9 protein-coding genes are annotated in these 11,587 nt (G+C 65.3%); 4 read left to right on the plus strand and 5 right to left on the minus strand.

What is annotated here, in order from left to right; translation table 11 throughout:
* The first annotated feature begins 4 nt into the window (after positions 1–4).
* Positions 5–532, plus strand: coding sequence for a DUF1997 domain-containing protein (locus QZ186_RS06780; protein ID WP_010314612.1), 528 nt, complete (start codon positions 5–7; stop codon positions 530–532).
* Here QZ186_RS06780 and QZ186_RS06785 read toward each other — a convergent pair.
* From QZ186_RS06785 to QZ186_RS06795, 3 genes are all read right to left on the minus strand, one after another.
* Positions 529–1,104, minus strand: coding sequence for a ribonuclease HII (locus QZ186_RS06785; protein ID WP_247476270.1), 576 nt, complete (start codon positions 1,102–1,104; stop codon positions 529–531). The two genes, QZ186_RS06780 and QZ186_RS06785, sit on opposite strands and share 4 nt — an antisense overlap.
* Positions 1,105–1,118: 14 nt before the next feature.
* Positions 1,119–3,158 carry an Rne/Rng family ribonuclease gene (locus tag QZ186_RS06790; RefSeq protein WP_296416229.1) on the minus strand — a complete coding sequence of 680 codons (2,040 nt, stop codon included), beginning with the start codon at positions 3,156–3,158 and terminating at the stop codon, positions 1,119–1,121.
* Between the two features lie 406 nt (positions 3,159–3,564).
* Complete coding sequence (locus tag QZ186_RS06795) at positions 3,565–6,228, minus strand: TIGR03960 family B12-binding radical SAM protein (RefSeq protein ID WP_296416230.1); 2,664 nt, start codon at positions 6,226–6,228, stop codon at positions 3,565–3,567.
* A 110-nt stretch (positions 6,229–6,338) separates the two neighbouring features.
* On the opposite strand from QZ186_RS06795, the gene QZ186_RS06800 reads away from it, so the two are divergent.
* Genes QZ186_RS06800 through QZ186_RS06810 form a run of 3 tightly spaced genes read left to right on the plus strand, consistent with a single transcriptional unit; the run spans position 6,339 to position 8,770 of the window.
* Positions 6,339–7,589 carry an LL-diaminopimelate aminotransferase gene (locus tag QZ186_RS06800; RefSeq protein WP_296416231.1) on the plus strand — a complete coding sequence of 417 codons (1,251 nt, stop codon included), beginning with the start codon at positions 6,339–6,341 and terminating at the stop codon, positions 7,587–7,589.
* Positions 7,590–7,634: 45 nt separating this feature from the next.
* Positions 7,635–7,955, plus strand: a complete 321-nt coding sequence (clpS, locus tag QZ186_RS06805; protein ID WP_247476277.1) for an ATP-dependent Clp protease adapter ClpS — start codon at positions 7,635–7,637, stop codon at positions 7,953–7,955.
* A complete protein-coding gene (locus tag QZ186_RS06810) occupies positions 7,955–8,770 on the plus strand; it encodes a CPBP family intramembrane glutamic endopeptidase (protein ID WP_296416232.1) in 816 nt (271 codons plus the stop codon). Before clpS ends, QZ186_RS06810 begins: the two co-directional genes overlap by 1 nt.
* A gap of 1 nt (position 8,771) precedes the next feature.
* On the opposite strand, the gene QZ186_RS06815 is transcribed toward QZ186_RS06810, so the two are convergent.
* Together QZ186_RS06815 and cofG are read right to left on the minus strand one after the other, a co-directional pair.
* Positions 8,772–10,328 (minus strand): photosystem II high light acclimation radical SAM protein, encoded by a 1,557-nt coding sequence (locus QZ186_RS06815; protein WP_296416233.1) that lies wholly within the window; start codon positions 10,326–10,328, stop codon positions 8,772–8,774.
* Positions 10,329–10,386: 58 nt separating this feature from the next.
* On the minus strand, positions 10,387–11,358 hold the full coding sequence (gene cofG / locus QZ186_RS06820) for a 7,8-didemethyl-8-hydroxy-5-deazariboflavin synthase subunit CofG (RefSeq protein WP_296416234.1): 972 nt from the start codon (positions 11,356–11,358) through the stop codon (positions 10,387–10,389).
* Positions 11,359–11,587: the final 229 nt, after the last annotated feature.

The following is an 11,587-nucleotide window of genomic DNA, read 5'->3' on the forward strand; positions in this document are numbered from 1 at the left end:
TTTGATGCCCCTGGCCTTCAGTGCCAGCCAAGCGTTGCAGTTGCCGGTGCAGCAGAACGCCGAGCGTCTGGGTGCCTACCTGGACGATGAAGAGCAGGTGATTGAAGCCCTGCTCGAGGCCCAACAACTCAGCAAGATCGCTCCTGGGCGCTACCGCTACACGGTGACCAAGCTGCAGGTCTTCCAACTGCAGATTCAACCGGTGGTGGACCTGGTGGCGCGGCGGAGCCCCAACCGGATCGAACTGGAGGCCATCGACTGCCAGCTCGAAGGCCTCGGGGTCGTCGATGATTTCCAACTCAGCCTGGGCTCCTGGCTGGAGGCCCGCGGCGGTGAGTTGGTCGGAGAGGCCAGCCTGGCCGTCAGTGTCAGCCAACCCAGCCTGTTGAAGCTGATCCCCACCAAAGTCCTGGAGGCCACGGGGCGCTCACTGCTCGCGGGCATCCTGCTGGGGATCAAAACCCGGGTGGGACAGCAACTGATCAACGACTTTCAGCGCTGGTGCAAGCAGCACGCCAGCGTCGAGGCCTAGGCCGCCAAGACCTTGCGCAGAAAACTGCGGCGATGCAGCTGCGTTGGCCCAAGGGAGAGGACGGCGGCACGGTGTTGGGCGGTTCCATAGCCAGCGTGGCGCTCGAAGCCATAGCCGGGATAACGCTGCGCGAGCCGGACCAGTAGGGCATCCCGCGCCTGCTTGGCCAGGACGCTGGCCGCCGCAATCTCCAGGTGCGCGCTGTCCCCGCGCACGACGGTCTCCTGGGAGCCGGACCAGAGGCGCAGGGGCAGGTTGCCATCCACCAGGACGTGATCTGGGGCCGGGGAGCCCAGACGCTGCAGGGCCCGCAGCATGGCCCGTTCAGTGGCACTGCGAATCCCGAAGCCATCGACTTCCTGGGCCGAGGCCTGGCCCAGGGCCCAGGACTCGGCCTGCTCCAGGATCAAAGGGACCAGCTGCGAGCGGCGCTTCGCGGAAAGGGCCTTGCTGTCGGTCAGTCCAGCCGCCGAGAGGGTCTCCCGGGCTGCATCGCTCAACACCACGGCACCGGCGAAGACGGGGCCAAACCAACAGCCCCGTCCCACTTCATCGACCCCAGCGATCCGCATCGCCCGCTTGGGCCTCAGTCGCTCGCCGAGGAACGGCGGCGGCGGCGGCGGGGCTCACCGTTGTCGTCGACCTCCTCCGCAACAGGAACAGCAACGACCGAGGCTGCAGCAACAGGGGCTTCTTCGGTGACCGCAACTGCACTGCTGCGGGTGCGCGTCCGAGTGCGGCCTGCGCGGGCCGGAGCCTCGTCTGCGGGAGCGGGTGAAGCCGCGGAATCAACGATCGCCACCGCCGGCAGCGGGGCCTCAGTGATGGCCACTTCTGTAATCGAGACCGTCGGCAGGGGTGTGATCGCCACACCCGTGGGTTCGGCCTGGGCGACAGCCACCGGAGCGGGTGTCGCGCCATGGCCGTTGCTGTTGGCAGTGTTTCCGCCGCGACCGCGGCGGCGGCGGCGGGGACCGGCAGCCGCCAACTGCTGACGGGCCTCCTCGAGGACCGCCTCGGCGTCTTGACCTGGACGCACCACCCGCACCAACAGGTTGTCGGGATTGGGGGCGGGATCCAGGAGCAGCGCTGGGTTCAGACCCAACCAGCCGTAGACCAACTCCTGCTCAGGCTCCATCGGCACAGCGACCAATTCAGGCTCAGGCCGGCGGTTGTGGCCTTCCGAGCTAGCGGCAGCAGGACTCTCAGCCTGGCCGGTGACCAGCGAGACGCTGTCCTCGTAGGCCGCCACCACCTCGCCCTCGGAGCCGCGGCCACCGCGACCACGTCCGCGGCGGCGGCCACCACTGCCGCTCTCCAGTGCCGCCGGGGTTGAGGCTTCAGCACGGGCCGAGGCGGCCGAGCGAACCAAGCCGGAGACGCTGGCCAGGGGCTGGAGGGTGTCCTGTCCAGGCAGCACCACCACATGACCCAGACCGCCGCAACTGGGGCAGGCCCGGCCAAACAGCTCATAGATGTTCTGCCCCTGGCGCTTGCGGGTGAGTTCCACCAGGCCCAGTTCGCTGATCTGGGCGATCTGGGGACGGGCCGAATCGGAGCGCACCTCAGAGGTGAAGTGCTCCAGCAGCTGGAGCTGATCGCGCCTGGACTCCATATCGATGAAGTCGATGATCACGACACCACCGATGTTGCGCAGCTTCAGTTGACGCGCAATTTCTGTCGCCGCCTCATAGTTGGTCCAGAGCACCGTCTCGCGGGCATTGGCCGAGCGGGTAAAGGAACCCGAGTTGACGTCAATGACGGTCAGGGCCTCGGTCGGCTCGATGATCACGTAACCGCCCGAGGGCAGATCCACCCGGGGCTTCAGGGCATCGCGAATCGCCGCATTGACCTTGTAGTGCTCAAGGATTTCGGTGGGCTCGCTGTGATGCTCCACCAGCACCTGCTGATGGTCACTACCCAAGAAGGTGTTGACCCGGGCGACCGCGTCGGGCGCGTCCACCACGATCCGCGCCAGCTCAGGGGTGTAGTGATCGCGCAGGATGCGATGGATGAAGTCGTCATCCCGGTTGAGCAGCACCGGGGGCGTCGCTGCCTCAGCGGCCGTCTGAATGGCCTCCCACTGGCGCAGCAGCGCCTCGAGATCGTCAATGAGCTGCTCTTCGCTGATGCCCTCCGCTTCGGTACGGATCAGCAGGCCAGCCCCAGGGGGCTTGATCAGGACGCCAAGGGCACGGAGGCGATTGCGCTCACTCTCAGCCGTGATCCGGCGCGAAATATTGACCCCTTGGCCGTGGGGCTGCAGCACCAAGAAACGACCCGGCAGGGTGAGATTTCCGGTCAGACGGGGCCCTTTGGTGCCCGTGGGCTCCTTCATCACCTGAACCAGCACCTTCTGGCGGGGCTCGAGCAATTCGGTGATGCCGACGGTCCCCTTCTTCAGGCGAAGGGGACCGAGGTCGGTGACATGAATAAAGCCGTTCTTCTCGCCCTCTCCGATGTTGACGAAGGCCGCGTCAATGCCGGGCAGGACGTTCTCGATCGTCCCGAGATACACGTCGCCGATTTGGTAGCGACCCTGTGCGACGACAAGCTCGTCAACACGCTCATCGGTGAGAACAGCGGCAATCCGCAGTTGCTCGGCGATGACGATCTGCTGGGGCATGGAAGGTCAGGAGATGACCTGCGCAGGGCAGGAGGGGATAAGAAATGACGAACCCAACGCAGCGCGTTGGCCTGAGACAGAGATCTGATCGCGGCATCGCCGATGCCGGGTGACTCCTGCCCGTGGGATGTGAAAAAAGCTCAGAGCGCGACGCCGAGGCTGAAGCTGCGGCGAAAGGTGGGGGCGTTCAACCATCGAGGCTGAACACGAAAGAGTTGCGGGTGCCAATTGGTGCCCGTCTGAACAGCGCCGCCTGGAGCGACTTTCAGGAAGGGAAACTCGTGAAAGCTGCCGAGGAAGTTCCGATCGCTCTTAGCCAACATCGGCTGGCCGGGCGAGGGAGAGATCAATCAACCGACTTCGGTCAATCATCTGCCGTCCTGAACGCAAGCTAGCACGGTTGATTTCAAGAGCCAGAAGGGCTTTGCAGCAGTAATGAACGCCGCCGCAAACCGACCATGGCCAGCGGCAAACCCAAGCTGGTTGAGAACCACTGCTGCAGCTGTTCCGGCTTCAAACTGCGGCCCGCAGGATCGACAACCGCGCTGTACAGGAGCTCCTGAAGATCCGGGTCCTCAGCCGAGCGGGGACGCCGTTCAACCTGCTGGAGATAGGGCCGCAAATCCCGCTGCCTCGCTCGACCTTTCTTATCGGTGTCCTCCCAAATCCAGGACTCCTGAGCCAGCAGTTGGGAGACCGCCTCGTCCCACACCTCGGGAGCAGCCATGGCCTGGCCCTGCTCGACGCGCCACTGCACAGCCCAGGTCGCACCCGAGAGCTCCTGGGACAAGCTTGAGCCGAAGACCTCCACGGGGTAGACCTCCAGCAGCGCAAACCCAGGGGGAAGTTGGCGTTGCAACTGCTGGCGGGCTTGCTCAGGATCGAGCGTGGCCGTGAACTCGATATCCATCCATTCCCCATCGGCCTCGGCGCCCAGGGGGAGAGCCAAGGCAAATTGCACCCGAGGCAGGGGATGGAAGCCCCCGGTGAAGCTCGCCGGCAAACGCGAACGGCGTAGGGCCCGCTCCATCAGGCGCACCAAATCCAGGTGACTCAGCAGGGCCAAGGACCCTGTTTTGGCAAAGCGGAAGCGCAGGCGCTGCACACGCTCACTGGCGGGAGGCCGCTGGGGGCTCGGCTCAGGAATCTGCGGAGGGGCCACCACCACGTTGTGCCCCAACTCGGGGCCACAGACACCGCAGCTGCTGCAGCCCTCAAAGGAGCAGTCCGGCACCACCGCAGCAGCCAGGGCATTGCGCAGGTCCTCGGCCAGCCAGGTTTTCTCGACCCCTGAATCGATGTGGTCCCAGGGCAGGGGCTGAGCGCAGAAGGCCGCCAGATCACTGGGGTCCATGCCCTCGGCGGAGCTCCACTCCCCCATCTCAAGCTCGCGGTAGCGCCCGCCCAGATCGGCCGCCTCAATCGCATCGGTCCAGGCCTGATAGGTGCGATCCGCCGCTTCAAACCAGGCATCCAACCCGGCCCCGGCGCGCCAGGCCGCCTCAATCACGGGCGCGAGGCGCCGGTCCCCCCGCCCGACAAAGTCCTCCATCGCCGAGAGGCGCACATCGGTGAAATTCGTCTTCAGCCCGCGCAGTTGGCGCAGGGCCTCCCGCAAGAGCTGCTGCCGGCGAACAAATTCAGCCGTGCTGACGCTGTGCCACTGGAAGGGGGTGTGGGGCTTGGGGGTGAAATTGCTGATGGTGAGGTTGAGCTCCAACCGCCCCAGATCACGGCACTGCTGTTGCAAGGAGCGGCAGGTCTCAGCAATGCCCAGGACGTCGGAATCGGTCTCCCCCGGCAGGCCGATCATGAAATAGAGCTTGACCTTGCGATAGCCGCTCTCCATGGCGGTGCGGATCCCCCGCAGCAGCTCGGCGTCGGTCAGGCCCTTGTTGACGATGTCCCGCAGGCGCTGGGTGCCGGCCTCGGGCGCAAAGGTCAAGCCCGCCTTGCGGGTCCCGCCCAGGATGTGGGCGATGTTCTCGTCGAAGCGGTCGACCCGCTGACTGGGCAGGGTCAAGGTGACGTTCTTATCGGCGAGGCGGTTGCGCAGCTCCACCCCCACCGCCGGCAGGGCCAGGTAGTCCGAGCAGCTCAGGGAGAGCAAGGAGAAATCGGAATAGCCCGTGCGCTCCATGCCTGTTTCGATGGCCTCCACCACGGCCTGTGGTTCCACGTCCCGGGCAGGACGGGTGAGCATCCCTGGCTGGCAGAAGCGGCAGCCCCGCGTACAGCCGCGGCGAATCTCCACGGTGAGGCGGTCGTGAACCGTCTCGATATGGGGCACCAAACCCATGGCGTAGTGGGGCATGGGCGTCGCGGTGCGGCGCATCACCCGCTTGGGGACCCCGGGATGCAGCGGCTGCTGGCTCACCCCGTCGGGGCCAGGCCCATAGAGGGAGGGGACATAGACCCCTGGCACCTGGGCCAGATCCAACAGCAGCGCGCGGCGACTGAGGCCCGCAGCCTTGGCCTCCGCGACCACTAGGCCGAGCTCGGGGAGGACCTCCTCGCCGTCCCCCAGGACGATGAAATCGAAAAAGGCGGCGAAGGGCTCGGGGTTACTGGTGGCGGTGGGGCCGCCGGCAAAAATCAGCGGCGGGGCCTCTGGATCGCCCAGGGGGAGATCACCGCGATCGGCCGCCCGCACAGGGACCTGGGCCAACTCCAACATCGCCAGGATGTTGGTGGCGCCGAGTTCGTAACTCAGCGAGAAGCCGAGAATGTCGAAGGCGGGCAGCGGCCGGCGGCTTTCCACCGCGAAGAGGGGCTGCCCCCGCTCACGCAAACGCTGGGCGAGATCCGGGCCCGGCAGGTAACTGCGGTCACACAGCTGACCCGGAACGCTGTTGAGGATCGAATAGAGAATGATGTGGCCGGTGTTGCTCGAGCCGACCTCGTAGATCTCGGGATAAGTCAGGGCCCAGCGCACGGCGGCGGCCGGCCAGACCTGATCCCAGTCCCGCTCCTGCACCCCCAACTCGTTGCCGAGATACCGGCCTGGCTTGGCGATGCTGCGATCCACCAGGGCGTCGAAATCCACCGGTGCATCGAAAACGGCGGTCACAACAGCAGGCCCTGCACTGACTCGATCGTATGCAGAGGCACCCCAGGGGAGCCCCCTCCGCATAGGACAATCCGGCCAGTACAACCGGGTCCGCGCGACCCTTCGCTGAGATGGCCCAGGTCAACGGCAACTACCTCAAGCTCAAAGCGGGCTACCTCTTCCCTGAAATCGCACGTCGCGTCAAGGCTTTCAGCGAAGCGAACCCCAACGCTCCGATCATTCGCCTGGGCATTGGCGATGTCACCGAGCCCCTGCCCCAGGCCTGCCGCGATGCCATGAAGGCGGCCATCGACGAGATGGGAACCCGGGAGGGCTTCCATGGCTACGGCCCCGAGCAGGGCTACGCCTGGCTGCGCGAGAAGATCGCTACCCATGATTTCCAGGCCCGCGGCTGCGAGATCAGCGCCGAGGAGATCTTTGTCTCCGACGGCTCGAAGTGCGATAGCTCGAACATCCTCGACATCCTGGGCACCGGCAACCGCATTGCCGTCACCGATCCCGTCTACCCGGTGTACGTCGACAGCAACGTCATGGCGGGCCGCACGGGCGATGCCGATGACGCGGGCCAGTACGGCGGCCTGACCTACCTGCCCATCAGCGCCGAGAACGGCTTCAGCGCCCAGATCCCCAGCGAGAAGGTGGATCTGATCTACCTCTGCTTCCCCAATAACCCCACGGGGGCGGTGGCAACGAAGGAGCAGCTCAAGGCCTGGGTGGACTACGCCCGCGCCAACGATGCCCTGATCCTGTTTGACGCGGCCTATGAGGCCTTCATCCAGGACCCCTCGCTGCCGCACTCCATCTACGAGATCGAGGGGGCCCGGGACTGCGCCATCGAGTTCCGCTCCTTCTCCAAGAACGCCGGTTTCACCGGCACCCGCTGCGCCCTGACCGTGGTGCCCCGTGGCCTGATGGGCACGGCCGCCAATGGCGAGAAGGTGGAACTCTGGGGCCTCTGGAACCGCCGCCAGTGCACCAAGTTCAACGGTGTCAGCTACATCGTTCAACGCGGCGCCGAAGCGGTCTATTCCGCGGACGGCCAAGCCCAGGTCAAAGGGCTGATCAGCTTCTACATGGAGAACGCCGCGATCATTCGCCGCGAACTCAGCGATGCAGGCCTGACGGTCTACGGCGGCGAGCAGGCTCCCTATGTCTGGATCAAGACCCCGGCCGGCGTGGACTCCTGGGGCTTCTTCGATCTGCTCTTGAGCCAAGCCAACGTGGTCGGCACCCCCGGCAGTGGTTTTGGTGCCGCGGGCGAAGGCTATTTCCGTCTTTCGGCCTTCAACAGCCGCGAGAACGTCAACGAAGCCATGCGCCGGATCAAGGCCGCCCTCGCCCCTGCTGCCGCTGCGGCCTGAGGCGCTGACTAAAGTCCCTACCTCGTCATACCGGAGCTGATCAGGATGATCCGATCAACTCAGGCGCCTGGCCGCGAGAGCGGCGGCGCCGCTGTGATGGAAAAAGCGCCGGAGCGGGTGCGCAAACCCTCGCCCCGCTACAAGGTGCTGCTCCACAACGACCCGGTGAACACCATGGAATACGTGGTGACCACCCTGCGGCAGGTGGTGCCCTCCCTGAGTGAGCAGGACGCCATCGCCGTGATGATGGAGGCCCACAACACCGGCGTGGGCCTGGTGATCGTCTGCGATATCGAGCCGGCGGAGTTCTACAGCGAAACCCTGAAGGCCAAGGGTCTCTCCAGCACGATCGAGCCCGAAGACTGATGCAGTCCCCCACCAGATCGACGTTGCACTGGTGGGGGACGCTGCTCTATGTCCCCGTCCTCTACGGATTGGGTTGGCTCAGCTCGCGGCCGCTGGCGCTGGTCTTCCCCCAATGGCGCCCTGACCAGGTGGACCTGGCTGGGGTGGTGGTTTCGCTGCTGCTACTGCTACTGACCCTGCCTTGGCGCTTGCGCCGCAGCTGGGGTGTCGACCATCCCTGGCAACAGCTCGGGGTTGTCCTGCGTCCCACCGCGGGCCTGCGCGCCTTCATTCGCGGTCTGCTCAAGGCCGCTGGACTGCTCCTGGGTGTGGTGGTGGTCCTGCTGCTCAGCGGCCAGAGCCAATGGCAGGGACAACTCACGGCCGGCCAACTGCTCAACGCCATCGCCCTGCTGCTCGGGGTGGGGTTCGCCGAGGAGTTGCTCTTTCGTGGTTGGCTCTGGGGCGAATTGGAGCTGCTGGGGGGCCGGCAACGGGCCATCGGGCTCCAGGCCGCGTTCTTTGCCCTGGTGCATCCCTGGTACCAGCTGCCCCCCATCGAAGCCATCGCCCTGTTGGTGGGACTGGTGCTGCTGGGCCTCGCCTTAGCGCTGCAAAGACGCGCCGATCAAGGGGCACTCTGGGGATCCATTGGCCTACACGGCGGCTTAGTCGGGGGCTGGTTTGCGCTTCAGGCCGGACTGATCAGCCTGCCGGCAGCCGCACCCGTTTGGCTGCTGGGTCCAGGTGGCGCCAATCCCAACCCGATCGGAGGTCTGCTGGGTTGGGCCGGACTGGCGGGGTTGATCGTGGTGCGCCGCCGCTGGTGGCGTTGATCTAACGGGTCGCCGTTGCCAAGGCCTTCCGGCCCTCGACCGGAGCGCGCAACGCCTCCTCCAGTGGAGCCGTGCCGTAGTCACGCTCCAAGAGATCCATCACCGTGCGACCAAAGTCGGCGGGATTGCGCTCAAACGCCTCCAGGCAAATGCGCCCAAAGGTGCTGCCCATCGGTTCGGGGTTCCAGAGGAGTTGCCGAGCCGTCCAGGGGAGCATGCTCATCGGGTTGTAGCCCGGCTTGATCAGGCCCTGATCAAAGCCGTACTGCTCCAGGTGCGTGTGGGGTTGCAAGCCGATGAAAAAGATCGCGGGCTCGACCTTGTCGGCACCAAAAATGCGCTCCAGCTCGCGGTGGTAGGCAACGGTCTGACGAATCGTCTCCGGACGCTCGTCGATGACGTTGAAGGAGTAGTTCACCGAGACGTGCTCCCTGAAGCCAGCCTCGGCCAAGAGGCGACAGTTCTCAAGCACGGTGCGGAGGTTGTAGCCCATCCGCATCTTGCGCACGAGCTCCTGGGAACCGGAGGTGATGCCGATCTCGAAGTAGTCCATGCCGGTGTCGACCATCAGCTGGGCCAACTCGGCGTCGAGGTTGTCGGCTCGGATGTAGGCCGCCCAGCGGATGTCCGTCCAGCCCTGGGCCTTCACCGCCCGCAGGAGCTCCTTGGCATCGTCGATATAGCGGCGTGCTGGGATGAATTGCGCATCGGTGAACCAGAAGCCGCGCACTCCACGCCTGTAGAGCTGATGCATCTCGGCGATGACCTCGTCGACGGGATTGACCCTGACGGCCTTGCCCTCCACCACCGTGTAGACGCAGTAGCAGCAGTTGTGGGGGCAGCCCCGCTTGGTCTGAACGCCGACGTAGAAGTCGCCCCCATCGAGATACCAATCCAGCTGGGGCCAAATCGAGGCGATGTAGTCGTAGTCGCAGGCCGTCTTCTCCATGCCGGAGGGCTGCTCATGGATCAGCCCGGGCCGAGGCGCTTCACCCGCCAGGAAACAGCGCTCGCCATCGAGGGACTCCCCACGCAGGAGCTTCTCGAGCAAGGGCTCCCCTTCGCCAACGGAGACCACGGTGCCCCGGGGTAGACGTTTGCCGAGCTGTTCGTAGAAGACGCTGACCGCGCCTCCGCCCAAGACCGCCTGGGCCTCTGGGTGATGACGGCGCGCGCGCTTCAGGCCACGGCGGACCAAGCGCAAATTGCGCCAGAGCTCCCCGTAAAAGGAGGCCATCAAACGCAACCCGCCAAAGGCACCGCGCAGACGGCGAACGGGATTCAGGGCGTAGAAGACCTCAAAGGAGTTCTGCAGAGGGTTGCCCCCGCGACCATCCACCGGGGCATAGATCTGAATGTCCCGCCAGGAAAAGACCAGAACGGTGGGCCGGAAGCTCTCGATCCGCTCCAGCAGCACCGCCTCGACATCCAGCAGAGGGACAGCAGCCAGATCAAGGATCTGCTGGGCCAGTCCGGGGAATTGTTTGTGCAGATGATCGGCCAGATACACCGGGCCAATCGGGAAAATCGGATTGCAGGGGAGCCGCACGAGCAACACCCGCTGATCAGCTGGCGGTAGTGGTCTCAAGCTGCGACGCCCATGGCGAAGTTGGACGCTAACAAGCAGCTGTTGTCCAACGTTGTTGGAGGGTTTCGTCGATCCGCTCGACCCTCTCCCGCAGGGCAGGCGGCAATCGACGCCACCAGTGCTGATGCGTGCAGGTGCGCGGTTTGAGTTGCCAGCCAGAGGCTTCAAGCACCGCGCGCAGCTGGCTGATCGCCGGTTGGGGATAAGCGGGATTAATCACGTCCTCCAGATCGATCCCGCCGAGGTCATCGATGCCAGCAGCCAAGGCAGAGGGCAGGGACGCCAAGGGCCAGAGATTGGGGGGCGTCTGCAGGTGCACCTCCTGCGGCAAGAGGGACCGGGCATCGGCGATCAACTCCAGGAGATCCCCTTGCTCGGATTCGCTCAGAACAACCGCTGAATCACCATCGGGTCGCCAGGGCTGAAGGATCACTTCCTGCAGGTGCCCCCAGCGCAACTGGAGATCCCGCAGCAGCTCCAAGGCCCTGATGCGCTCGGCGCGGCTTTCACCCACGCCCAACAGCAGCCCGGTGGTGAAAGGGATACCCAAGCGTCCTGCCTGCTCGAGTTGAGCCAGGCGAACCTCCAGACGCTTGCTGGGGGCGCGGGCATGCAGGGGCTCATAGGCAGGACCGAGCCCCTCCAACATCAAGCCCATCGAGGGATTGCTCCGGCCAAGGCGCGCCATTTCCTGGCAGCTCAGGGGACCCGCATTCGTGTGGGGAAGCCGGCCCTGATCCAGGGCGAGCTGGCTGAGCTGCAGCAGACGGCTGAACCAGGCAGCGCGCCCCGCTGATCCAGGCGCCTCTTCACCGCTCAACAGCAACACCTCAGCAGCGGCGGGACGCTCACGCAGCTGCCGGAGGGCCTCCTCAGCCGTAAGTGGTACAGCCAGTGCTGGGGAGACGCGAAAACTGCAGTAGCCGCAGCGGTTGAAGCAGCCGCGGGTCGGAACCAACGTGACGCTGGGACTCCAGGTGACGACGGCCTCAGCAGGCACGGAACGCGCAGCGACAAGCGGGACTGATGCCACCGATTAGCAGGACTTGGGGGCCGGAAAGCCTGAGAAGGCGTTAACGCGTCGCAATGTCGCGCAAACATCCGTTACATTGGCCATGGCAGGGCGGGTTACCGACCTGTCCTTCCCTAACCGCCAGGCGTTCGCGCACGGCACTTCTTTCCCGTACTCATGACGACCACCCTCCAGCAGCGCCAAGGCGCTTCTGCGT

The sequence above is a fragment of the Vulcanococcus sp. DEBay_Sum29NL08_54 genome, assembly GCF_017859255.1.
Lineage (GTDB): Bacteria > Cyanobacteriota > Cyanobacteriia > PCC-6307 > Cyanobiaceae > Vulcanococcus.

What these genes read in the sequence shown, in the direction of transcription:
- QZ186_RS06780 (WP_010314612.1), top strand. Translation starts at nt 5, where the DNA reads ATGCCCCTGGCCTTCAGTGCCAGCCAAGCGTTGCAGTTGCCGGTGCAG.
- QZ186_RS06785 (WP_247476270.1), bottom strand. Translation starts at nt 1,104, where the DNA reads ATGCGGATCGCTGGGGTCGATGAAGTGGGACGGGGCTGTTGGTTTGGC.
- QZ186_RS06790 (WP_296416229.1), bottom strand. Translation starts at nt 3,158, where the DNA reads ATGCCCCAGCAGATCGTCATCGCCGAGCAACTGCGGATTGCCGCTGTT.
- QZ186_RS06800 (WP_296416231.1), top strand. Translation starts at nt 6,339, where the DNA reads ATGGCCCAGGTCAACGGCAACTACCTCAAGCTCAAAGCGGGCTACCTC.
- clpS (WP_247476277.1), top strand. Translation starts at nt 7,635, where the DNA reads ATGATCCGATCAACTCAGGCGCCTGGCCGCGAGAGCGGCGGCGCCGCT.
- QZ186_RS06810 (WP_296416232.1), top strand. Translation starts at nt 7,955, where the DNA reads ATGCAGTCCCCCACCAGATCGACGTTGCACTGGTGGGGGACGCTGCTC.